This window comes from Methylobacterium sp. ME121 (assembly GCF_000974725.1).
GTDB lineage: Bacteria > Pseudomonadota > Alphaproteobacteria > Rhizobiales > Beijerinckiaceae > Methylobacterium > Methylobacterium radiotolerans.
This window is the reverse complement of record NZ_BBUX01000006.1, coordinates 106185-129957: the sequence shown is the minus strand read 5'-3', so window position 1 is coordinate 129957 and position 23773 is coordinate 106185. Positions and strand designations below refer to the sequence as shown.

Annotated in this window: 18 protein-coding genes; 9 read left to right on the top strand and 9 right to left on the bottom strand. The window is 72.4% G+C overall.

Features of this window, described 5'->3' with window-relative positions:
• Positions 1 to 7 precede the first annotated feature (7 nt).
• Both ME121_RS07300 and ME121_RS07295 read left to right on the top strand, forming a co-directional pair.
• Entirely contained in the window at positions 8 to 1627 is a 1620-nt protein-coding gene (locus tag ME121_RS07300; RefSeq protein WP_012320504.1) for a hybrid sensor histidine kinase/response regulator, read from the top strand.
• 17 nt (positions 1628 to 1644) lie between these two features.
• Positions 1645 to 1959 (top strand): hypothetical protein, encoded by a 315-nt coding sequence (locus ME121_RS07295; protein ID WP_012320505.1) that lies wholly within the window; start codon positions 1645 to 1647, stop codon positions 1957 to 1959.
• A gap of 51 nt (positions 1960 to 2010) precedes the next feature.
• On the opposite strand, the gene ME121_RS07290 is transcribed toward ME121_RS07295, so the two are convergent.
• Both ME121_RS07290 and ydiJ read right to left on the bottom strand, forming a co-directional pair.
• Positions 2011 to 2901, bottom strand: a complete 891-nt coding sequence (locus ME121_RS07290) for a ketopantoate reductase family protein (RefSeq protein WP_029359585.1) — start codon at positions 2899 to 2901, stop codon at positions 2011 to 2013.
• Between the two features lie 8 nt (positions 2902 to 2909).
• Positions 2910 to 5993, bottom strand: coding sequence for a D-2-hydroxyglutarate dehydrogenase YdiJ (gene ydiJ / locus ME121_RS07285; protein ID WP_059408595.1), 3084 nt, complete (start codon positions 5991 to 5993; stop codon positions 2910 to 2912).
• A 114-nt stretch (positions 5994 to 6107) separates the two neighbouring features.
• Between ydiJ and ME121_RS07280 the strand changes: the two genes are divergently transcribed.
• The 6 genes from ME121_RS07280 to rpmG all read left to right on the top strand — a co-directional run bounded on the left by ME121_RS07280 (position 6108) and on the right by rpmG (position 11554).
• On the top strand, positions 6108 to 6446 hold the full coding sequence (locus ME121_RS07280; protein ID WP_043074193.1) for a hypothetical protein: 339 nt from the start codon (positions 6108 to 6110) through the stop codon (positions 6444 to 6446).
• 137 nt (positions 6447 to 6583) lie between these two features.
• Positions 6584 to 8905, top strand: coding sequence for a ribonuclease R (gene rnr, locus ME121_RS07275; protein WP_059408594.1), 2322 nt, complete (start codon positions 6584 to 6586; stop codon positions 8903 to 8905).
• Between the two features lie 23 nt (positions 8906 to 8928).
• Complete coding sequence (locus ME121_RS07270) at positions 8929 to 9393, top strand: DUF983 domain-containing protein (RefSeq protein WP_012320510.1); 465 nt, start codon at positions 8929 to 8931, stop codon at positions 9391 to 9393.
• The gene (locus ME121_RS07265; RefSeq protein ID WP_059408593.1) at positions 9350 to 10096 is read left to right on the top strand and encodes an NUDIX hydrolase; all 747 of its coding nucleotides are present in this window, start codon (positions 9350 to 9352) and stop codon (positions 10094 to 10096) included. Before ME121_RS07270 ends, ME121_RS07265 begins: the two co-directional genes overlap by 44 nt.
• Positions 10093 to 11280, top strand: coding sequence for an MFS transporter (locus ME121_RS07260; protein WP_491892824.1), 1188 nt, complete (start codon positions 10093 to 10095; stop codon positions 11278 to 11280). Before ME121_RS07265 ends, ME121_RS07260 begins: the two co-directional genes overlap by 4 nt.
• A gap of 106 nt (positions 11281 to 11386) precedes the next feature.
• Complete coding sequence (rpmG, locus tag ME121_RS07255) at positions 11387 to 11554, top strand: 50S ribosomal protein L33 (protein WP_012320513.1); 168 nt, start codon at positions 11387 to 11389, stop codon at positions 11552 to 11554.
• Positions 11555 to 11944: 390 nt separating this feature from the next.
• Here the strand turns inward: rpmG and ME121_RS07250 are convergent, their stop codons facing one another.
• The 5 genes from ME121_RS07250 to ME121_RS07230 form a co-directional block, all read right to left on the bottom strand.
• A complete protein-coding gene (locus ME121_RS07250) occupies positions 11945 to 12862 on the bottom strand; it encodes a LysR family transcriptional regulator (RefSeq protein WP_024829236.1) in 918 nt (305 codons plus the stop codon).
• Positions 12863 to 12938: 76 nt separating this feature from the next.
• A complete protein-coding gene (locus ME121_RS07245; RefSeq protein WP_059408592.1) occupies positions 12939 to 14600 on the bottom strand; it encodes an OFA family MFS transporter in 1662 nt (553 codons plus the stop codon).
• A 253-nt stretch (positions 14601 to 14853) separates the two neighbouring features.
• Positions 14854 to 15540: a hypothetical protein gene (locus ME121_RS07240; protein WP_012320516.1), complete on the bottom strand. Its 687-nt coding sequence runs from the start codon at positions 15538 to 15540 to the stop codon at positions 14854 to 14856.
• A 162-nt stretch (positions 15541 to 15702) separates the two neighbouring features.
• A complete protein-coding gene (acnA, locus tag ME121_RS07235; RefSeq protein WP_059408591.1) occupies positions 15703 to 18402 on the bottom strand; it encodes an aconitate hydratase AcnA in 2700 nt (899 codons plus the stop codon).
• 414 nt (positions 18403 to 18816) lie between these two features.
• On the bottom strand, positions 18817 to 19635 hold the full coding sequence (locus tag ME121_RS07230) for a tetratricopeptide repeat protein (protein WP_089231580.1): 819 nt from the start codon (positions 19633 to 19635) through the stop codon (positions 18817 to 18819).
• A 126-nt stretch (positions 19636 to 19761) separates the two neighbouring features.
• On the opposite strand from ME121_RS07230, the gene ME121_RS07225 reads away from it, so the two are divergent.
• Entirely contained in the window at positions 19762 to 21162 is a 1401-nt protein-coding gene (locus ME121_RS07225; protein ID WP_059408590.1) for a leucyl aminopeptidase family protein, read from the top strand.
• Between the two features lie 37 nt (positions 21163 to 21199).
• On the opposite strand, the gene chrA is transcribed toward ME121_RS07225, so the two are convergent.
• Positions 21200 to 22582 carry a chromate efflux transporter gene (chrA, locus tag ME121_RS07220; protein WP_059408589.1) on the bottom strand — a complete coding sequence of 461 codons (1383 nt, stop codon included), beginning with the start codon at positions 22580 to 22582 and terminating at the stop codon, positions 21200 to 21202.
• Positions 22540 to 23712 carry a M20 aminoacylase family protein gene (locus ME121_RS07215; RefSeq protein WP_059408588.1) on the bottom strand — a complete coding sequence of 391 codons (1173 nt, stop codon included), beginning with the start codon at positions 23710 to 23712 and terminating at the stop codon, positions 22540 to 22542. Before ME121_RS07215 ends, chrA begins: the two co-directional genes overlap by 43 nt.
• Between the last annotated feature and the right edge of the window lie 61 nt (positions 23713 to 23773).

Here is a 23773-nt window from a genome sequence, read left to right as displayed (position 1 = left end):
GCCTCGCATGTCTGAGACGCCAGAAACGCCGCCCTCCGGGCCGAGTCCGCCGATCCGGGACAGCGCCCCGAGCGACATCAGCGACCGCAAGAGCGACATCTTCTTCGCGGCCGTCGAGACGACGCGGATGCCGATGATCGTCACCGATCCGCGCCAGCCCGACAACCCGATCATCTTCGCCAACCGGGCATTCCTGGCGATGACCGGCTACACGCCGGAAGAGCTGATCGGGCGCAACTGCCGCTTCCTCCAGGGTCCCGACACCGATCGCGACAGCGTCGCGCAGGTCCGCGCGGCGATCGCCGAGAAGCGGGAATTCGCCACCGAGATCCTGAACTACCGCAAGAACGGCTCGACGTTCTGGAACGCCCTGTTCGTCTCTCCGGTCTACAATGCCGACGGCGAGCTCGTGTACTACTTCGGTTCGCAGCTCGACGTCTCGCGCCGCCGCGACGCCGAGGAGGCGCTGGGTCAGGCCCAGAAGATGGAGGCGCTCGGCCAGCTCACCGGCGGCATCGCGCACGATTTCAACAACCTGCTGCAGGTGATCGTCGGCTACGTCGACATCCTGGCGGCCGGCCTGGAGAAGCCCGACGCCGACCGCGCGCGGCTCGGCCGCGCCACCGAGAACATCCGGCAGGCGGCCGAGCGCGCCACGACGCTGACGCAGCAATTGCTGGCCTTCGCCCGCAAGCAGCGGCTGGACGGACGCGCGGTCAACCTCAACACCCTGATCGAGGGTATGGGCGAGATGGTCGCCCGCTCGGTGGGCGAGGCCGTGAAGGTCGAACTCGATCTCGCGCCGGATCTCTGGAACTGCCGCGTCGACCCGACCCAGGCCGAGGTCGCGATCCTGAACGTCCTGATCAACGCCCGCGACGCGATGCCGGAGGGCGGCACCGTCCGGATCTCCACCGAGAACAGCGAGGTCGCCTCGCGCGGTCGCGAGATCGGGCCGCTGCGCGACGGCCGCTACGTCAGCATCGCCATCAAGGACACCGGCACCGGCATCCCGCCCGCCGTGCTCGCCCGGGTGATGGACCCGTTCTTCACCACCAAGGAGGAGGGCAAGGGCACGGGCCTCGGCCTGTCGATGGTCTACGGATTCGCCAAGCAGTCGGGGGGCGCCGCGCAGATCGAGTCGGCGGTGGGGGCCGGCACGACGGTGCGCCTGTCGTTCCCCGCGACCGACGGCGACGTCAACGCGCCCGCGAAGATCTCGCTGCGGGCCGTGGACCGCCAGGGCACCGAGACGATCCTGATCGTCGACGACCGCGAGGACGTGGCCGAACTCGCCCGCACGATCCTGCGGGACTTCGGCTACACGACGCTGGTGGCGAGCAACGCCCGCGAGGCCCTGGAGATCCTGGATTCGAGCGGGAAGGTCGACCTGCTGTTCACCGATCTGATCATGCCGGGGGGCATGAACGGGGTGCTCCTGGCCCGCGAGGCCCGGCGCCGCCAGCCCAAGCTCAAGGTGCTGCTCGCCACGGGCTACGCGGAGGCGAGCCTGGAACGAACCGATATCGGCGGCTCGGAGTTTGATCTCCTGAACAAGCCCTACCGGCGCACGGAGCTAGTCCGCCGCGTCCGCGCGATCCTCGACGGTCCGACCGGGGTGGGCTGAGCTTCGGGAGACGGCCCATGTCCCAGGGCGACAAGTCGAAATACACCGACAAGCAGAAGCGCAAGGCCGAGCACATCGCCGAGTCGTACGAGTCCCGCGGCGTGCCGGAGAAGGAGGCGGAGGCCCGGGCCTGGGCCACCGTCAACAAGGACGACGGCGGCGGCAAGAAGCCGGGCGGATCGGGCCGCGGCAAGGCCACCGGCCACCCGGCCGCCCACAAGGGCGGCGCGTCCGGCGGCAAGGCCTCGGCCGGGCGGACGGCCGCGGAGCGCTCCGCCTCCGCCCGGAAGGCCGCCGCGACCCGCAAGGCCAACGCCGCCGCGCGGGCGTGACCGCCCGCCGCGGACCGGGCCGCCGACGTCCATGCCCGTGCAAGGACGGCCTCAGTCCCGCCGCTCGGCGAGCTTGACCAGCGCGTGCAGCAGCCGGTTGACCGGCGTCGGGATCCCGTGCGCCGCGCCCCTGCGCACGATCGTGCCGTTGAGGTGGTCGATCTCGCTCGGCCGGCCGCGGGCCAGGTCCTGGGCGGTGGACGAGCGCTGGCCGGCCATGGCGGCGCTGAGCGCCATCACGTCGTCGAGGATGCGGGGCGACACCGACACGCCCTCGGCCTCGGCGACGCGCGCGCATTCCTGGACGACGTCGGCGATGACCGCGGCCACGCCATCGCCCTCCACCAGGCGGCCGTAGGGCAGCTGCGTCAGGGCCGACAGGGCGTTGTAGGCGCAGTTGATGATCAGCTTCGCCCAGAGCGCGTCGACGGCCTTCGCCGAGACGGTGGTCGGGATGCCGGCCGCCGCGAACGCGGCGGCGACGCGCGCGCTCGTCTCGGACGCGCCGAGGATCAGGTCGCCGCGTCCGTTGTGCCGGACGTGGCCGGGGCCCGCCATCGCGGTGGCGACGTAGACCGCCACCGGCACGACCGGGCGGCCCAGCACGGCGGCGAGCCGCTCGGCGTTGTCGACGCCGTTCTGGAGGCTGAGGACCGTGGCGGCCGGATCGAGGTGGGGGGCGATCATCGCGCCCGCCGCCTCGGTGTCGCCCGACTTCACGCAGACCAGCACGAGGTCGGCGCCCGACACGCCCGCCCCCGCATCGGTCGCCCGGACGGGCACCGAGGCCGTCCCGGCCGCGCTCTCCAGCACGAGACCGTCCTTCTCAACCGCCTCGACCAGGGCGGGACGGCCGATCAGCGTCACCGCGTGGCCGGCCCGCGCCAGGAGAAATCCGTAGTAACAGCCGACCGCGCCGGCCCCCACGACCGCGACGTTCATGGCGGGGCTCACGGCGCCACCGCCGCGGCGCGCTCGGGATGGAACGGCGCGGCGGCCGCCGCGGCCGCACGGACATGCTCGAGCAGCGCCTGGGCCGGGTGCCGCAGCCGCACGCCGTCGACCAGCTTGGCCTGCGAGCGGCAGGAATAGCCGTCCGCCAGCAGCGTGCAGCCGGGCGCCTCGGCGACGTGGCGGGCCCAGCTCAGGCCGTAGATCGCCTCTGAGGTGGCGCGGTGGCGCGCCTCGTGCCCGTAGGTCCCCGCCATGCCGCAGCAGCCGGCGGCCGGCACTTCGAGCCGCAGGCCGAGATGGGCGAACACGGCCTGCCAGTCCCGCACCGCGCCCGGCGCGTTGGTGCGCTCGGTGCAGTGCGGCAGCAGCCGCAGCGTGCGCCCGCCCTGCCCCGGCGCGATCCGGTCGAGGCGGCCGGCGAGCCATTCCTGCAGGAGGTGGACTTTCGGAAGGTCGCCGCCGAGCGCCTGCGCGTACTCGGACCGGTAGGTCAGCGTCATCGACGGATCGATCCCGACCAGGGGCACGCCGTGCCCGGCGAGGTCGCGCAGCATCGCGACGTTGGACCGGGCGACGGCGGCGAACCGCGCCAGGAAGCCGTGCACGTGCAGCGGCTTGCCGTTCGGCCGGTAGGGCACGAGCCAGGGCCGGAAGCCGAGGGCGGCGAGGAGGTCGCAGCTGTCGGCCACGACCGCCGCGTCGAAGTAACTGGTGAAGGCGTCCTGCACCACCAGCACGGACCGCGCGCGCTCCTGCGCATCCAGTCGGGCCAGGGCGTCCGAGGTCGCGACGGCGACGCCGCTTTCCGCCAGCCGCGCCGCGAGCGCGACCGGCGACAGGGCCGGGATCGCGACCAGCCCGGCCCGGGCCAGGATCAGCCGGGCCAGCGGGTTGGCCAGGACCGCGTTGCTCAGGCGCGGCGCCCGCGCCGCCAGCGGCAGCAGCGGCTCCAGCGCCGCCACGAGATGGTCCTTCAGCGGCCGGGCGTAGCGCGTGTGGTAGAGCGCCAGGAACTTCGCCCGGAAGGTCGGCACGTCGACCTTGATCGGGCAGGATCCCGTGCAGGACTTGCAGGCGAGGCAGCCGTCCATCGCCTCCTTGACGGCGTGGGAGAAGTCGTCGGCCTCGGACCGGCCGCGGAGGCGACTCCGCAGGGTCGCCGCCACGTCGGAGAGCCACCCGGCGGGCTGCCGCGCCAGCTCGGCGGCCGGGTCGATCCCGGCCTCCGCGGCGCGGCGCAGCCACTCGCGCATCAGCGAGGCGCGACCCTTGGGCGAGTGTCGCCGCTCCCGCGTCGCCTTCCAGGACGGGCACATGGCCTCGTCCGCGTCGAAGCTGAAGCAGGCGCCGTTGCCGTTGCAGTGGAGCGCCGCGTCGAAATCCTCCCGGACCGGCGCCGGTATGGCGCGGTCCTGCTCGCCCCGCCGCGGCACGCCGTCGATCCGGGTGAGGCCCGCGCCCCTGGCCGAGGCGATCTTGCCCGGGTTCATCCGGTCGCCCGGGTCGAAGGCGCGCTTGACCGCCTCCAGCGCCGGCATCAGCGGCCCGAACGTCGCCGGCACGAATTCCGAGCGGAACCCCTTGCCATGCTCGCCCCAGAGCAGGCCGCCGTACTTGGCGGTCAGGGCGACCACGCCCTCCGTGACCTCGCGGATCAGGCCGTTCTGGGCCGGATCCTTCAGGTCGATGGCCGGCCGGACGTGCAGCACGCCGGCATCGACGTGGCCGAACATGCCGTAGCGGAGCCCCTTGCCGTCGAGCAGCGCGCGGAACTCCGCGATGAAGTCGGCGAGCCGCTCCGGCGGGACCGCCGTGTCCTCGACGAACGGGATCGGGCGCGCGTCGCCCTTGGCGGCGCCGAGCAGGCCCACCGCCTTCTTGCGCATGGTCCAGAGCCGCTCGATCGCCTCGCCCCGGGCGATGGTGAAGCCGAGGCGCTTGGTGTCGGTGCCGCGCTCGGCCTCCAGCATCCCGGTGAGCCGCGCGAGGGCGGCCTCCACGACGGTCTCGTCGTCGCCGACGAACTCCACGAGGTTGATGCCGTCCACCGGTCGCCCGGCCGGGTCGTCGGGGAAGAAGGCCCGGACCTCGGCCCAGATCGGATCCTTGCGGGCGAGCGCCAGCACGGTCGAGTCGATGGTCTCGACCGAGGCGGCGCCGAAGGGCAGCAGCGCCTGCGCGTCGCGGAGCGCCGCGTCGAAATCCACGTAGGACAGCGCGACCAGGACCGCGGCCTTCGGGATCGGCAGAACGTTGAGCCGCGCCTCGGCGATCAGCGCCAGCGTCCCCTCGGAGCCGCAGATCACGCTCTTGAGGTCGAACCGGCCGGCCGCGTCGCGCAGATGCGCGAGGTCGTACCCGGTGAGGCAGCGGTTGAGCTTGGGAAAGCGCTCGGCGATGAGCGCCGCGTTCTCGGTGACGACGGCGTCGACGGTGCGGTGGATCTCGCCGACGCGGTCGTCGCGGCCCTTGGCGGCGGCGAGGCCCTCCGCGTCCAGGGGCTCGGCGGTCCAGACCGTGCCGTCGGCGAGCACGCAGGTCAGGGCCAGGACGTGGTCCCGGGTCTTCCCGTAGAGGCATGAGCCCTGCCCGCAGGCATCGGTGGAGATCATGCCGCCGATCGTGGCGCGGTTCGACGTGGAGAGTTCGGGCGCGAAGAACAGGCCGTGCTTGGCCAGCTCCCGGTTGAGCTGGTCCTTCACCACCCCCGGCTCGACCCGGACGACGCGGTTGCCGACGTCGATCTCCAGGATGCGGTTCATGTGCCGGGAGGTGTCGACCACGAGGCCGTGGCCCAGCGACTGACCGTTGGTGCCGGTCGCGCCGCCCCGGGGCCGGATCACGATCTCGGAAAAGCGCGGGTCGTCGAGGAGCTTGGCGATGCGCACGAGGTCGTCGCGGGTGCGCGGAAACGCCACGCCCCCGGGCGCCACTTGGTAGATCGAGTTGTCCGTGGAGAAGACCGTGCGGTCGGCATCCGACAGCGTCAGGTCGCCCTCGAAGCCGCGCAGGCGCAGCTCGGCGCAGGCCGCGGCGTAGAGCGGCACGGCCTCGGTGTGGCGGGTCAGGACCGGGATCATCCGCGCCTTCTACACCCGACGGATCGCGGGAGACCATCGGCGACGGGACGAGGCGCGCTGGCATCCGGCTTGCCACGCACCTGCGACCGGCCGCGGCCTTCGAGACGGATGCCCATGAACGCGAGCGTCGAACGGGTCAGGGATGCCCTGGCCGAGCTGATCAAGGCCGCACTTCTCTCCGATGACGGCCTGAGCCGCGCCTGCCGCGACGCGGGTCGCGCCAAGCTCGCCGACCTCGCGGGCGACCCGCCCGGGCCGGAGAGCGTGCGGATGGACGGCGCCTGGACGCTCGCCGTGCAGGAGGCGGAGAGACCGGAACTCGCGCCGCTCGAGGGACGGGTGAACCTGACCCTGCCGCGCGCCTGCCCCTTCACCCTGGACGAACTCCTAGCGCCCGGCCTCAACGTGGACCTGGCCGTGGCGCGCATCCGGAAGAGCGCGTCGACGGGCTGATCGCGCCTGTTGAGGATTGCCGGGACAACGTTGCCGCGCGCGGGCGGGACACCCATGTTACACGCACAGGACCGACGCCTCGGTCCCGCGCCCGCACGCGGGTCCCGTCTATCGCAGAACTGTCCGGCACCCCCCTTTTGGCACGACGCACCACCGCCCCGGCGGCCGAGCCCGCCGCTCCGCAGCCCTTCCCCACCCGTGAGCAGATCCTCGCCTTCGTCGCCGAGTCGAAGGAGCGCGTCGGCAAGCGGGAGATCGCCAAGGCCTTCGGCATCAAGGGGGCCGCCAAGATCGACCTGAAGCGCGTCCTGAAGGAGATCGAAGAGGACGGCGCCCTCGACCGCGGCCGCGGCGGCCTCGCCCCGGCGGGCCACCTACCGCCGGTCGTGCTGGCCGACATCCGCTCCCGCGACCGCCACGGCGACTTCCTGGCGATCCCGGTGGAGTGGACCGGGACCGGCAAGCCGCCCGCCATCGTTCTGGTGCAGCCGCGCGGCCCCCGGAAGGGCAACCGTCCGGCCCCGGGCATCGGCGACCGCGCCCTGATCCGGGTCGAGCGCGACGCGGAGGGTGGCTACGCCGGCCGGGTCGTCAAGGTCATCGGGAAGAACAAGGCCGAGATCATCGGCGTCTACCGGGCCGGCGCGCAGGGCGGCCGGATCGTGCCCGTCGAGAAGCGCGCGCAGGGCCGCGAGATCCTGATCCCGCCCGGCGAGGAGGGGCAGGCCCGCGACGGCGACCTCGTCAGCGTCTCGCTGGAGCGCGAGACCCGGTTCGGCCTGCCGAAGGGGCGTGTGCGCGAGCGATTGGGCTCGCTCGGTTCCGAGAAGGCGGTGAGCCTGATCGCGCTGCACCTCCACAACATCCCGCACGTCTTCGCCGACGCGACCCTGGCGGAGGCCGACGCCGCCAGGCCCGCCACGCTGAAGGGCCGCGAGGACTGGCGCGACCGGCCCCTCCTGACCATCGACCCGCCGGACGCCAAGGACCACGACGATGCCGTCATGGCCGAGGCCGATCCCGACCCGGCCAATCCCGGCGGCTTCATCCTCACCGTCGCCATCGCGGACGTGGCCGCCTATGTCCGGCCGGGCTCCAGCCTCGACCGCGAGGCCCTGGAACGGGGCAACTCGGTCTACTTCCCCGACCGGGTCGTGCCGATGCTGCCCGAGCGGATCTCGAACGATCTCTGCTCGCTCCGCGAGGGCGAGGACCGGCCGGCGCTGGCGGTGCGGATGGTCATCGCCGCCGACGGCGAGAAGCGCCGCCACGGCTTCCACCGGGTGATGATGCGCTCCCGCGCGAAGCTCGCCTACGCGCAGGCGCAGGCCGCCATCGACGGGCGCCCGGACGATGCGACCGGGCCGCTTCTGGAGACGGCCCTTCGCCCCCTCTGGGCGGCCTACGCGGCCCTGCGCGCGGCCCGCGACCGCCGGGGGCCGCTGGCCCTCGACCTGCCCGAGCGCAAGGTCCTGCTCTCGCCCGAGGGCGCGGTCGACCGGGTGATCGTGCCGGAGCGCCTCGACGCCCACCGGCTGATCGAGGAGTTCATGATCCAGGCGAACGTCGCCGCCGCCGAGACCCTGGAGCAGGCCCGACAGCCCCTGATCTACCGCGTCCACGACGAGCCCGCCCTGGAGAAGATGCGGGCGCTCGGCGAGGTCCTGGCCTCGGTGGGCATCAAGCTGCCCAAGGAAGGGGCGCTGCGCCCCGCCCTGTTCAACCGGATCCTCGCCACGGCGGCCGAGACCGAGCACGGCGTCTTCCTCAACGAGGTGATCCTGCGCAGCCAGGCCCAGGCCGTCTACGCCCCCGAGAATCTCGGGCATTTCGGCCTGAACCTGCGCCGCTACGCGCACTTCACCTCGCCGATCCGGCGCTACGCCGACCTGATCGTGCACCGGACGCTGATCACCGCCTGCCGGCTCGGATCGGACGGGCTCGCGAGCGACGTCTCCCTCGGCGAGCTGGCGCAGATCGGCGAGCAGATCTCGGCGGCCGAGCGCCGAGCCATGGCGGCCGAGCGCGAGACGATCGATCGGCTCATCGCCCACCACCTCGCCGACCAGGTCGGCGCGACCTTCGCGGGCCAGATCGCCGGCGTGACCCGGGCCGGCCTGTTCATCAAGCTCGACGAGACCGGCGCGGACGGCTTCGTGCCGGTCTCGCAGCTCGGCGCCGACTATTTCCGCCACGAGGAGGGCCGCCACGCCCTGGTGGGCGAGCGCACCGGGGAGACGTTCCGCCTCGGCGACCGGCTCGAAGTGCGGCTCGTGGAGGCCGCACCGGTGGCCGGGGCCCTGCGCTTCGAGCTGCTCAGCGAGGGCCGGACCCGCTCCGGTGGCCGGACTGCCGGGGCCGGCAAGAAGGCCGGCGGCCGGGCCTTCAAGGCCGCGCCGCCGGGACGTCCCCCCGGCATCCGCAACACCGGGTCGCGCCACCGCGGCTCGCGCCGCTGACCCGGGCGGTGTAGACCCTGGACATGGCCGCCGACGCGATACCCGAGCGCACCCGCCTGATCCCCGCGATGGCCCGGGGCTTCATCGGCCGCTGCCCGCATTGCGGCCAGGGCCGGATCTTCGGGCGCTTCCTCAAGGTGCGGCCGGAATGCGACGTCTGCGGCCTGGAGCTGCACCACCACCGGGCCGACGACCTGCCGCCCTACGTGGTGATCTTCATCGTCGCCCACATCGTCGGCTACCTGATCCTCGAGACTGAGAGCGCCTACGACGTGCCGCTCTGGGTCGAGATGGGCGTCTGGCCGGTCTTCACCCTGGTCTTCGCGCTGGTCCTGCTCCAGCCCGTGAAGGGCTCCGTCGTCGGGCTGCAATACGCCCTTGGCATGCACGGCTTCGCCACGCTACCGCGGAGCCGCCCCGCCCCGGGACCGGAGGAGACACGCCTTGCCGCTGCCGCAGCAGGAGCCCCAGATCGCCACAGCTCCTGAGCGGAAGCCCGCCGCTGCCGCGCGCCTGCGGCCGCGGGACGCCGCGACCATGATCGTGATCGACCGGCGCGGACGGGGCAGCCCGAAGGTCCTGATGGGCCGGCGCAACCCGAACCTCGCCTTCATGCCGGGCAAGTTCGTCTTCCCGGGCGGCCGGATCGAGCTCGGCGACCGCCACATGCCGGTGGCTGGGGCGCTGCCCGACTACACCGAGGCGGCGCTGACCCGGCAGGTCTCCCGGCCCCCGCACCATCTCGGCCGGGCCCTGGCGCTCGCCGCCATCCGCGAGACCTACGAGGAGACAGGCCTGCTGCTGGGCACGACCGAGCACGGTGCGCCCGAGGACGTTCCGGCCGGCTGGGAAGGCTTCGCGCGGCACGGCGTCCTGCCGGACCTCGAGGCGCTGCACCTCGTCGCCCGCGCGATCACCCCGCCGAAGCGGGTGCGCCGCTTCGACACGCGCTTCTTCACCGTCGACCGCCGCATGGTGGCGGCCGAGGAGCCGGGGCGGGTCCAGGCCGACGCCGAGTTCACCGAGCTCGCCTGGGTCAGGCTCGACGCCGCCCGCAAGCTCGACCTGCCCACCATAACCCGCGCGATCCTGGACGATCTGGAGGCGCAGATCGCTGCCGATTTCGCGCCCTACCGGATGATCCCCTTCCACTACGAGCGCTACGGGCGGCGCGAGCGGGTGGCCTTGTGAGCGGTTCCAACGGATTGGAGCAGGAGCAGCGGCGCGGGATCAGATCGGAGGAGGTGGCGGCGATCTCGGCGGCCGTGACCTGCGTCACCGTCGTCGGCATCGGCCTCAGCCTCTCGATACCGCTCCTCTCGATCGAGATGGAGCGTCGCGGCGCCTCGAGCACGCTGATCGGGCTCAACACCGCGGTGGCGGGCATCGCCAGCATCTGCACGGTGCCGTTCGTGCCGCGCCTCGCCGCGCGGGTCGGCGTCGCTCCGCTGCTCGGGCTGGCGCTCCTCGTCGGGGCGGTCAGCCTCGCGCTGTTCCCGCTCCTTCCGGGCATCGCCCTGTGGTTCCCCCTGCGCTTCGTCTTCTCGGCGACGCTCGGCGCGCTGTTCGTCCTCTCCGAGTACTGGATCAACGCCGCCGCCCCGCCGGAGCGGCGCGGTCTGGTGATGGGCATCTACGCCACCGTCCTGGCGGCGGGCTTCGCGGTCGGACCGCTGCTGCTGGCCCTGGTCGGCACCGAGGGGCTGGCGCCCTACGCGACGGGGGCCGCCCTCATGCTGGCCGGCGGCCTGCCCATCGCCCTGGCCCGCGGCCTGTCCCCAACGATCGAGACGGGCTCCGGCCGCGGCATCCTCGGCTACGTCCGGCTCGCCCCCGGCGCCCTGGCGGCGGCCCTGGCCTACGGGGCGGTGGAGACCGGCATCTTCGCCATCCTGCCGCTCTACGGCCTGCGCCTCGGCTACGACGCGCAGGGGGCGGCCGGCCTCGTCAGCCTGATCGCGCTGGGCAACGTCCTGTTCCAGATCCCGTTCGGCTGGCTCGCCGACCGCCTCGACCGGGGCGCGGTGCTCCTCGGCGCGGGCCTCGCGGGCGCCGCGGGCTCGACCCTGATCCCCCTCGCGGCCGGCCATCCGGCGGCGTTCGGTCTGCTCCTCCTCGTCTGGGGCGGCATCGCCGGCACCCTCTACACGGTCGGCCTCGCGATGCTGGGCGACCGCACGCCGCTGAACGACCTCGCGGGCGCCAACGCGGCCTTCGTGGTGCTCTACAATGTCGGCCTGATGCTGGGACCGCCGGTGATCGGCGGCGGGCTCGACCTCGTGCCGCCGAACGGGTTCGCGCTGGCGCTGCTCGCCCTGTTCCTGGCCTTCGCCGGCTGGCTCGCCGCGACGGAGCGCCGACGCGCCCGCTCTTGACCTGCCGGGCCCGATCGGGCATTCACCCGCCCGTATTCGGCCGGGCCCTCCCGGCCATTTGCGTTTCGCTCACGCGGAATGCCGCACCCTGCAGGAGCGCCGCGCCATGGCCAAGGCCGTCACCGTCAAGATCAAGCTCGTCTCCACCGCCGACACGGGCTACTTCTACGTCACCAAGAAAAACTCCCGCACGCAGACCGAGAAGCTGACGATGCGCAAGTACGATCCGGTCGCGCGCAAGCACGTCGAGTTCAAGGAAACCAAGATCAAGTAAGCCCGCGGGCCGCATCGCGGCCCCACGGCCGACGGGAAGCCGCTCCGACACGGGGCGGCTTTTTCTTTGCCCGACACCGCGATCCCGCCCGCGGCCGGGCGAACTCGGAGCGCTGCGGCCCGAACGGCCGACAGCTTGGCGCCAGCACGAATCGTTAACCGTCGCTCGTCCCGGAGGCTGCTCGATTCGCCGGCCGATCACCGGCCCGCGGGTTCGGCCAGCCCGACAGGTGGAGGGCGGGTTCGATGCAGCGGATCCTGCTGGCGCTTCTCATCACCGCGGCGGTACTCGCGCTCTGGCTCCTCCTGACGCTGCCGGTGCACGCGCTCCGTGCGACCCGCGGATTGCTCCCGGCACGCCGCGCCCCGGTCCGGGCGCGGAGCCGATCGCTCACGCGGGCCCCGACGCTGCCAGATCCGGATCGAGCGTCCGCGCCAGGGACCGCGCGATAGAGACGAGGGCCGTGACCATCGGCGTGGACGGCTCGCGCCGCGGGGCGACGAGGCCGATCGTGTGCTCCAGGTCCGGCGCGGTGATCGGGAGGCTGCGCACGCCCGCCATGGGGCCGAGGGCGTCGACCAGAATCTCCGGCATGATCGAGGCCCAGCGCAGGGTGCGCACATGGGTCAGCAGCACGATCATCGAGTTCGATTCGAGGGTCGCGGCGGGATCCGCACCCGCCTCCCGGATCTGATGGTCGATGATCCGCCGGTTCTGCATGTTCGGCGTGAGCAGGCAGAGGGGCAGCCGGCTGGTCTCGGCCCAGGTGACGTTGGCGCGATCGTCGAACGGGCCGCCGATCGCCGTCACGAGGCGGTAGCGCTCCCGGTAGAGGGGAACGGAGATCACCCGCCCGAGGGGCTCATTGTCGAGGTAGGTCAGGCCCGCATCCGCCTCCAGGTTCTCGATCAACGAGAAAATGTCGGCCGAGGTGGCGGATTCGACCGTCAGCCGCACGTCCGGGTGCCGCTCGCGGTAGGGCGTCGTGAGGTTCACGATCATCGGCAACGCCGTGGGGATGGCGGCGATGCGCAGGTGGCCGGTCAGGCCCCGGCGCAGGCCGGTGACCTCCTCGTGCATGGCCCGCGCGTCGGCCACGATGCGCCGCGCCCATTCCAGGACCCGCTCGCCCTCGGGGGTGAAGCCCTGGAAGCGGGAGCCGCGCAGCACGAGCTGCACGCCGAAGCGGTTCTCCAGCTGCTTCACGCCGGCCGAGAGCGTCTGCTGGGTCACGCCGCAGGCTTCGGCGGCGTGCCCGAAATGCTGCTCGCGGGCGAGCGCGAGCAGGAAGTCCAGCTTGTCGATCACGACGACGGCATCCCGGCACGGCGAGGCGCCGGAAACCTAGCGACCCGCCGTGCCCGCCACAACCGAGCGCGCCCGCTCAGCGGAACAGGATGAACGCCTTCGACAGGGTGATGCCGATGCCCCAGACGATCGGGATGCCGACCACCGCCCAGGCCACGGCGGCCCCGGCGCTGAACCCGCCGCGGCCGATGCCGAAGGAGCCGGACGGTCCCGAGGCCGTGGCGCCCGCGCGGACGTCCAGGGAGGCCCGCTCGGAATCGGACATGAACCAGCGCTGCGCCAGCGGCCGGACCAGCAGGTTGCAGAGGAAGCCGACCGCCAGGAAGCTCGCCAGCACGTACATGGTCCGGCCGTAGAGATCGGCCCCCTGCACGCCCGCGGCGACCTGCGCCTCGCGGATCTTGGTGATGACGAAGGGCCCGACGATGCCGGCCATCGACCACGCGGTGAGCAGGCGCCCGTGGATCGCGCCCACGAACTGCGTGCCGAACACGTCGGCGAGGTAGGCCGGCACCGTCGCGAAACCGCCGCCGTACATGGACAGGATCACGCAGAAGATCGCGACGAACAGCGCCTGCGAGCCGATGCCGGCGGCCCAGGGCGCCGCCGCGTACAGGAGGCCGCCCAGCGCAAAGAAGATCGCGTAGGTGCCCTTCCGCCCGATCCGGTCCGACATCGAGGCCCAGAAGAACCGGCCCAGGATGTTGAACAGGGACAGCAGGCCGACGAAGCCGGCCGCGATGGCCGCGACCTGCGCCTTCTGGCCGGCGTCGAGGGCCGAGAAGCCGGTGCCGGGCAGGCCGATCAGCTCGCCGCCGAAGATCTCTTGGAGCATCGGCGAGGCCAGGGCCAGCACGCCGATGCCGGCCGACACGTTGAGGAACAGGACGAGCCAGATCATCCAGAACTGGAAGGTCTTGTGGGCGTCGCGCAGGTGGACGTGCCCCGAGGCGATCATGGCGTTCTTGGCAGTCGGGCTGGTCCAGCCGTCCGGCCGCCAGCCGGCCGGCGGCACCCGGTAGCCGAACGCGCCGCCCAGCATGAACAGGATGTACCCGACTCCCATCACCGCCAGCGTCTGCCAGACGCCGGCCGAATCCGCGGTCCGGAAGCCCTTGATCAGGCTGTCGGCCAGGGGCGAGCCGATCATCGCGCCGCCGCCGAAGCCCATGATCGCCATGCCGGTTGCCATGCCGCGGCGATCCGGGAACCACTTGATCAGCGTCGAGACCGGCGAGATGTAGCCGAGGCCCAGCCCGACGCCGCCGATCAGGCCCATGCCGAGCCAGACGATCCAGAGCTGGTGGATGTAGACGCCGAGGGCGCCGATCAGGAAGCCGCCGCCCCAGCAGAGGGCCGCCGCGATGCCGGCCTTGCGCGGGCCCGCCCGCTCCAGCCAGCCGCCGAACAGCGCGGCCGAGAGGCCGAGCACGACGATGCCAATGGAGAAGACCGTGACGAGGTCGCTGACGCGCCAATCGCAGGTGGTGGTGAACAGGGCCGTCATCACGCCCATGTCGGGGCAGGCGGCGGGCGCCGGCTTGCCCACGGAGAGCGCCCGGGTCAGCGGCAGCCAGAACACCGACAGACCGTAGGCCATCCCGATGCAGAGATGAATCGCCAGGGCCGCCGGCGGCACCAGCCAGCGATTGAAGCCCGGCTTGGCGACGATCCGCTCGCGCGACAGCAGACTCGGCGTTCCCTCAGGCGCGATCGCGCCTGCCACTCCAGCACTCATGATGGACTCCTCCGCCGCGGCCTCGTTGGCGGGCCGCTCGGCGGGCGACCATGCGCGATCTGTGTGCAGGGTGCCAGCGCGCGACACGCTGAGCCGGCGTTTTTAATCCCGTTGGCCGCCGCCTGTATGCATATTCCGCGTGCACGGGTGGCGAGGCGCGGTCGGGAACCGGCTCCGCCGTGCAGCCGACCGCGCGGAGATCTCCGCGGGGCCGGGCAGCGGTCTTGTCCGGCGCCCGGCCCCGCGGTCCTTCTCACATCGGCGGGGTCAGGCCGTCCTTGCCGACCGCCACGAGCTTGCCCTCCGCCTTGGGACCGTCCTTGGCGACCACGGCGAAGACCTTGGAGCCCGGCGTCAGGATCGCCTTGTCGGCGGGCTCGAAGGCGACGATCGGCGCCGAGGACGGCACCACGATCTCCTTGGATCCATCCTTGCCGTAGCTCACCGTCAGGGTGCGCTCGCCGCCCGAGGCGGCCTTGTCGGCCTTCACGGTGCCGTTGGTCATCGCGCTCTTCACCTTCGGGGCGTTCGACGACTCGGCCTTCACGGTGCCGTTGGTCATCGCGCTCTTCACCTTGGCGCCGGCGCCCGCGGTGTGGTCGGTGATCGAGTCCCAGCCGTAATGGCCCTCGCCCGTGCCGCGCATGGACTCGGGGAAGAGCACGACCTCCAGGGCGGTCATCGGGTTCTCGCCCTTGGTGGCGGTGCCGATGAAGACGCCGTCCTTGATCGCGTCGAGGCTGGATGGGACCACCCAGGCGAACTTGGCGCCGGCGACGTCGACCGTCTCGGTCTTGCCGTCCTCGGTCTTGATCGTGAGCGTGCTGCCGTCGGCCTTGTCGACGGTCCCGCGGACGCGCTCGACCTGCGCGGCGAAGGCCGCGCTCGACAGCAGGGCTGTCAGGCCGGCGGCGGCGAGGGTCTTGCTGAGATGCTTCATCGAGGTCCCATCCTGGCTTCGGGAGCCGGGTTATGGGGCGCCCCGCGCGCGAAACAAGGTTGTGCGCAAGCGAAATGCCGGGCCTGTGAAACAAATAAGGCGGCGCCCGGTTGAGCGCCGCCTCATGGGTCGGTCGGGCGGCCCGAGGGCCGCCGCAGGAGGCTAGGCCGCGAGCGAGCGGAGCACGTAGGGCAGGATGCCACCGTTGCGGAAGTACTCGAGCTCGTCGAGCGTATCGATGCGGCAGGTCAGGGGAACCTGCTTCACCGAGCCGTCGGCGGACTTGATCTCCGCGGTCAGCGTCTGGCGGGGCTTCAGCTCCCCGGCGAGGCCCTTGATGGTGACGGTCTCGTCACCCTTCAGGCCCAGCGACTGCCAGCTCGTGTCGCCCTGGAAGACCAGCGGCACCACGCCCATCCCGACGAGGTTCGAACGGTGGATGCGCTCGAAGCTCTCGGCCACCACGGCGCGGACGCCGAGCAGCTTCGTGCCCTTGGCCGCCCAGTCGCGCGACGAGCCGGTGCCGTACTCCTTGCCGGCGAAGATGACGAGCGGCGTGCCCTGCTCGGCGTACTTCATCGCCGCGTCGTAGATGAACATCTTCTCGCCGGACGGCTGGAAGTGCGTCCACCCGCCCTCGACCACGCCGCCGGAGGCGTCCTTCACCATCTGGTTCTTGATGCGGATGTTGGCGAAGGTGCCCCGCATCATCACCTCGTGGTTGCCGCGCCGCGTGCCGTACTGGTTGAAGTCCTGCACGCGCACCTGGTGCGACTGCAGGTACTCGCCGGCCGGCGACGCCGCGCGGATGTTGCCCGCCGGCGAGATGTGGTCGGTGGTGATCGAGTCGAGGAACAGGCCGAGGATGCGCGCGCCCTCGATGTCCTCGACCGGCTTCGGGGTCTTCTCCATGCCGACGAAGTAGGGCGGGTTCTGCACGTAGGTGGAGCCCGGGTTCCACGCGAAGGTCTCGGCCTCGGTGACCTCGACGTCCTTCCAGTTCTGGTCGCCGCCGAACACGTCCGCGTAGCGGGACTTGAACAGCGCCGAGGTGATGTTCTCCTCGATGAACTGCTGCACCTCGGCCGAGGACGGCCAGATGTCCCTCAGGTAGACCGGCTTGCCGTCGGATCCCTGGCCCAGCGGCTCGGTGGTGATGTCGATCTGGAGCGAGCCGGCGAGCGCGTAGGCGACGACCAGCGGCGGCGAGGCGAGGTAGTTCGCCCGCACGTCGGGGTTCACGCGGCCCTCGAAGTTGCGGTTGCCCGAGAGCACCGCCGCGGCGACGACGTCGTTGTCGTTGATCGCCTTCGAGATCGCCTCCGGCAGCGGGCCGGAATTGCCGATGCAGGTCGTGCAGCCGAAGCCCACGAGGTTGAAGCCGAGCGCGTCCAGCGGCTCCTGCAGGCCGGACTTCTCCAGGTACTCGCCGACCACCTGCGATCCGGGCGCGAGCGAGGTCTTCACCCAGGGCTTGGAGCGCAGGCCCTTGGCGACGGCGTTGCGGGCCAGCAGCCCCGCGCCGATCATCACCGAGGGGTTCGACGTGTTGGTGCAGCTCGTGATCGCGGCGATCACCACGTCGCCGTGCCCGATGTCGAAGTTGGTGCCCTCGACCGGGTAGCGGCGGGCGAGGTCGGCGGCCTTCTTGAACTCGGTCTCCATGGAAGCGGCGAAGCCCGCCTTGGCGCCGTCGAGGAGCACCCGGTCCTGCGGGCGCTTCGGGCCGGCGAGCGAGGGCCGGACCTCGCCCATGTCGAGCTCCAGCGTGTCGGTGAAGACCGGGTCGGGGGTCTGGGCGTCGCGCCACATGCCCTGCGCCCTCGCGTAGGCCTCGACCAGGGCGATCCGATCGTCGGAGCGGCCGGTGACCTTCAGGAAGTCGATGGTCTTCTGGTCGACCGGGAAGAAGCCGCAGGTCGCGCCGTACTCGGGCGCCATGTTGGAGATCGTGGCCCGGTCGGCGACGGCCATGTCGTCGAGGCCGGGACCGTAGAACTCCACGAACTTGCCGACCACGCCCTTCTTGCGCAGCATCTGGGTGACGGTGAGCACGAGGTCGGTGGCGGTGGTGCCCTCGGGCAGCTTGCCCGACAGCTTGAAGCCCACGACCTCGGGGATCAGCATCGACAGCGGCTGGCCGAGCATGGCCGCCTCGGCCTCAATGCCGCCGACGCCCCAGCCCAGCACGGCCATGCCGTTGACCATGGTGGTGTGCGAATCGGTGCCGACGAGCGAGTCGGGATAGGCGACGTCGGCGCCGTTCTCCGACTTCGTCCAGACGGTCTGGGCAAGGTATTCGAGGTTCACCTGGTGGCAGATGCCGGTGCCCGGGGGGACCACCGAGAAGTTGTCAAAGGCCGACTGGCCCCACTTCAGGAAGGTGTAGCGCTCGCCGTTGCGCTCGTATTCCAGGGCGACGTTGTCGGCCAGCGCCTTCGGGGTGCCGAACTCGTCGACGATCACCGAGTGGTCGATCACGAGATCGACCGGCACCAGCGGGTTGATCTTCTGCGGGTCGCCGCCGAGCGCCACCATGGCGTCGCGCATGGCGGCGAGGTCGACCACCGCCGGCACACCGGTGAAGTCCTGCATCAGCACCCGCGAGGGGCGGAACGCGATCTCGACCTCGGCCTTGCCCTTCTGGTCGAGCCAGCCGACGGCGGCCTCGATGTCGGCCTTCTTGACCGAGCGGTCGTCCTCGTAGCGCAGCAGGTTCTCCAGGATCACCTTCATGGAGAAGGGCAGCGCGGCGGCGGAGGCGAGGCCGTTCTTCTCGGCCGCGGGAATGGAGTAGTAGGTGTAGGTCTTGCCGCCGGCTTCGAGCGTCTGGCGGGCCTTGAAGCTGTCGAGTGAGGGCACGGCTGGTTCTATCCTCGCTGCGGGTTGTCGAACACGCGCAGGCAAGACCTGCGCTACGAGATCTGTGTTCGGCCTGTGTAGCGCCCGACGGGCGCGCGCCGCCCCGGGAGTGCCCGGGCAGGACGATGCGCGGGGGCGATTTGGACGCCCGTGATGCCGCGCGGCGCAGCCGCGGAGGGATATAGAACTTTTCGAATCTGGCCGCTACCGGGTCGTCATGACAGGCGCGTTTTCCTGTCGGGCGCGGGGCGCGAGGGCGCGAGCGCGGTCAGCGGCCGGGCGCTGGGACGCGTCGGGAAGGCGTCCTGCGCGACGGCGCAGCACCGATCCGGGGCGCGGAGCCGGGACCGGGGGTGTCGAGCCGGCGTGAGGGCCGGCATGGCTGAGCCGCGCAAGGCCGGGCGGGTCGCCCGATCACCCCTGCCCCGGCAGCCCAGCGCCGGACAGCGCCTTCGACCGATTCGGCTGGGCCGCGAGCCGGCGCAGGGAGGCGACGTTGGTCGCCGCCTCCTCGGCGCTCATGTCGCGGCGCAGGACGGCCTCGGCGTCGGCGAAGCGGCCCTTGAGGCCCAGGACCATGGCGAGGTTCGCCCGCACCCGCGCGTCGGCGCCGGGCTGGTCGGCGGCGAGCCGCAGGGTCTGCTCGGCCTGATCGAGGTTGCGCGACAGCGCGTAGGACAGGCCGAGATTGGACAGGAGCGAGGGCTCGTTCGGCCGGATCTTGAGGGCGGCCTCGTAGAAGCCCTGCGCGCGGGCCTGCTCGCCGAGCTGGGCGGAGGCCGAGCCCTGCGCCGACAGGATGCGCCAGTCGGGATTGGCGGGGGTGTGCGCGTTGGCCAGCACGTCGATCGCCTCGCGGAAGCGGCCCGCTTCGACCAGCGACTTGCCGTAGGCGCCGAGAAGGGCCCGGTCGCGCGGGTTGCGCAGGGCGGCCTGCTGCAGCACCGCCGAGGCCTGGCTGATCTGATCGGTGGCCCGCAGGGCGCGGGCGTAGGCCATCGCCGTGCGCCCGTCGGCGGGGTCGGCGTTGAAGCGCTCGGCCAGCCGGTCGACGTCCTGCCGCGAGGGCGCCGCGGCGGCCGCGGATGGGCCGCCGAGGGGGCCGATCGAGCCGGTCGTTTCCGGAGAGCCGGTGTTGCAGCCGGCGAGGCCGAGCGCGACGGCGGCCGCGAGGGCCGCGCGGCGTCCGGCACGGGCCTGGGACTGGGTGACCCGGAACAGGGCCGTCATCATGGTGCGCTCCGCCGGCATCTGGACCGGACGCGATGGCACGCGCTTCACGCTCCCGGCCGGCCGGTGATAGAGCGTTAACCCTAATCACCGGTTAAGCCGCCGCTCCGGGCGGCACGCGAGAGGCACATGACCCAGGCCGAGATTCCGGCGACGACCCGCGGGCTCCTGCCCGGCGACACCCAGGCCGTACCGGTGACGCTGGTCACGACGGGGGATTGGGCGGTCGTCGAGTCCGGCCTGGAGCCGGCCCAGCGGAGCTTCGCCCAGGCCATCGGCTTCACGCCGAAGGCGGGCAGCCTCGCGCTCCTGCCCGGCCCGGACGCCAGCCTCGCGCGGGTCCTGTTCGGCCTCGGCGATCCGGAGGCGGCCGCCTACGACCGTCTCCTCGTCGGCAAGCTGCCGGGGCTGCTGCCGGAGGGGATCTTCCGCCTCGAGAACGCCGCCGAGCCGCATGAGGCCGCCCTCGCCTGGCTGATGGGGAGCTACCGCTTCGGCCGCTACCGGTCCGGCGGCGGGACCAAGGCCCGGCTCGCGGCGCCGGCCGGCATCGACGCGGCCGAGGTCGAGCGGATCGCCGCCGCGGTCGCGCTGGGCCGGGATCTCGTCAACACGCCGGCCAACGATCTCGGACCCGCCGAGATCGAGGCGGCTGCCCGGGCACTCGGCGACCGTCACGGCGCCACCGTCACGGTGACGGAGGGCGCGGCCCTCGCCGAGGGGTACCCGCTGATCCACGCGGTCGGCGCCGCCTCGCCCCGGGCACCGCGGCTGATCGACCTGACCTGGGGGCCGGCGGACGCGCCGCGCGTGACCCTGGTCGGCAAGGGCGTCGCCTTCGACACCGGCGGCCTCGACCTCAAGCCGTCGGCCGCGATGCTGCTGATGAAGAAGGATATGGGCGGCGCCGCCGCGGCGCTGGCCGCCGCCGACATGGTCATGGGCGCGGGCCTGACCCTGCGCCTGCGCCTGCTGATCCCCGCGGTGGAGAACGCGGTCGCGGGCAACGCCTTCCGCCCCGGCGACGTGCTGCCCAGCCGGGCCGGGCTCAGCGTCGAGATCGGCAACACCGACGCGGAGGGCCGGCTGATCCTCGCCGACGCGCTCGCCCTCGCGGACGCCGACGCGCCCGAGCTGATCCTCGACTTCTCGACCCTGACCGGTGCGGCCCGGGTGGCCCTCGGGCCGGACCTGCCGGCCTTCTTCACGGAGGACGACGCGCTGGCCGAGGCGGTGGCGCGGGCCGGGCGGACGGCGATCGATCCGGTCTGGCGCATGCCGCTGCACGCGCCCTACGCGAGCCTGCTCGACTCCAAGGTGGCCGATCTCAACAACGTCTCCGGCGGGCCGTTCGCGGGGGCGATCACCGCGGCCCTGTTCCTGCGCCGCTTCGCGCCCAACACGAGGGCGCACGGCCATTTCGACCTCTACGGCTGGAACCCCTCGACCAAGCCCGGCCGGCCGGAGGGCGGCGAGGTCCAGACCGCGCGGCTGACCTACGCGCTGCTCAAGGCCCGCTACGGCGGCTGATCGCCGCTCTTCGCTGCGCTCGGGACGACGGAGCGGCTCAAACGAGCCCCGCCTGCCGCAGCAGGATCCCGGCCCCGGCGCACAGCGCCAGGGTCTGGAGCGTCCCGAGCCCGAACCGGAAGACCGCGAGGATCGCCGCCAGGGTCAGCAGCAGGGCGGCCGGGTCCAGGCTGCCCGGCACCGGCAGGTCGAGCCTGAGCGGCCCGAGCGGCACCGTCTCGACCTGGGCGAACAGCGTCCGCAGCCCGAACCACACCGCGAGGTTGAGGATCACGCCCGCCACCGCGGCGGTGATCGCCGAGAGGGCGCCGGCCAGCCGGCGGCTGCCGCGCAGGCGCCCGATCAGCGGCGCGCCGGCGAAGATCCACAGGAAGCACGGCACGAAGGTGACCCAGGTCGTCAGCAGCCCGGCGAGCGTCCCGGCGAGCAGCGGCGGCAGGGCGCCGGGCGCCCGGAAGCCCGCCAGGAAGCCCACGAACTGGAGCACCATGATCAGCGGGCCGGGCGTGGTCTCGGCGAGCCCGAGTCCGTCGAGCATCTCGCCGGGCTTCAGCCAGCCGAACTGCTCCACGGCCTGCTGCGCCACGTAGGCGAGCGCCGCGTAGGCGCCCCCGAAGGTCACGAGGGCCATCTTGGAGAAGAACAGCGCCACCTGCCCGAAGACCGGCGGCACGCCGGGCAGGACCAGCAGCGCCGCCACCGGCAGGAGCCAGACCGCGAGCCAGAGCGCGGCCGTCCGCAGCGAGGACGCGGCGCCGACGCGCTCCCGCGGCAGCGCCGCCTCGCCGATCAGGACGTCCGCCTCCTCCGCCGGATCCACCGCGCGCTCGGCGGCCGGGCGCCGGCCGCGGGCGAGGCCGAGCGCGCCGGCGGCGACCACGACCAGCGGGAACGGCACCGCGAGGGCGAAGATCGCCACGAAGGCCGCGAGGGCCACGAGCCGGTCCGTCCGGTCACGCAGGGCGCGGCCGCCGAGCCGCCACAGGGCGTGCAGCACGATGGCGAGCACCGCCGCCTTGAGGCCGAAGAACAGCCCGGCGACCGCGTCGACATGGCCGTAGAGCACGTAGAGCCAGCTCAGGGCCATCAGGGCGAGGAGCCCGGGCAGCACGAACAGCCCCCCGGCGACGAGGCCGCCCGCCGGCCCGTGCATGAGCCAGCCGATATAGGTGGCGAGCTGCTGCGCCTCCGGCCCCGGCAGCAGGGTGCAGAACCCGAGCCCGTGCAGGAAGCGCCGCTCCGAGATCCAGCGCCGCTCGTCCACCAGGATGCGGTGCATCACGGCGATCTGCCCGGCCGGCCCGCCGAAGGAGAGCGCCGCCACCCGCAGCCAGACCGGGACGGCCTCGGTCAGCGACGGGGCGGCGGGCGGCGCGCTCAGGCTCTGCGCGGCAGCCCGGTCTCGATCAGGCGCGCCCACAGGGAAGCCCCGTACGGCGCGGCCGTGTCGTTGAAGTCGTAGTGCGGGTGGTGGAGCGAGGCACTGTCGCCGTTGCCGATGAACATGTACGCGCCGGGGCGGCGGCCGAGCATGTAGGAGAAGTCCTCGGCGGTCATCATCGGCGCCACCGCCCGGTCGACGTTCTCCCCACCCACCAGCGCCGCGGCGACGCCGGCCATGAAGTCGGTCTCGGCGGGATGGTTCTCGGTCACCGGGTAGCTCGCCCCGTACTCGACCCGGCCCCGCGCGCCGAAGCCGCCGGCGATCTCGGCCACCAGGGTCTCGATCCGCGCCTTGATCTGGCTGCGCACGGCCTGGGACAGGGTGCGCATCGTGCCCCGCAAGGTGACGGTCTGCGGAAGCACGTTGAAGGCCTCGCCGGCCTCCAGCGCGCAGACCGAGACGACGGCCGACTGCACCGGGTCGAGGTTGCGCGACACGATGCTCTGCAGGGCGATGATGACGTGGCTCGCCACGAGCACGCTGTCGACGGCGTTCTGCGGCAGGGCCGCGTGCCCGCCCCGTCCCTCGATCGTGACGGTGAAGCGGTCGGTCGAGGCCATGATCGGCCCCGGCCGAATCGCGAAGGTGCCGACCGCCATGCCGGGAATGTTGTGCATCCCGTAGACCGACTCGACCCCGAACCGCTCCATCAGGCCGTCGTCGACCATCGCCTCGCCGCCGCCGCCGCCCTCCTCGGCGGGCTGGAAGATCAGCACGGCCGCCCCGTCGAAATCCCGGGTCTCGGCCAGGTACTTGGCGGCGCCGAGCAGCATGGCGGTGTGCCCGTCGTGGCCGCAGGCGTGCATCTTGCCCGGCACGGTCGAGCGGTAGGGCAGGTCGCGCACCTCCTGGATCGGCAGGGCGTCCATGTCGGCGCGCAGGCCGATGGCGCGGTTCGAGCTGCGTCCCCGGCCGCGGATGACGCCGACCACCCCGGTGCGGCCGATACCGGTAACGACCTCGTCGCAGCCGAAGGACCGCAGCGTCTCGGCGACGAAGCCGGCGGTGCGGTCGACGTCGTAGAGCAGCTCGGGATGGGCGTGCAGGTCGTGCCGCCACGCCGTCATCGTGTCGGCGAAGGCGTGGATCCGTTCGAGGACGGGCATCGGGTCGGGGCTCTCGTGGCCTTTGCGGGTGGGTCGGACCAGCAAAGCCGGGGCCAGAGCC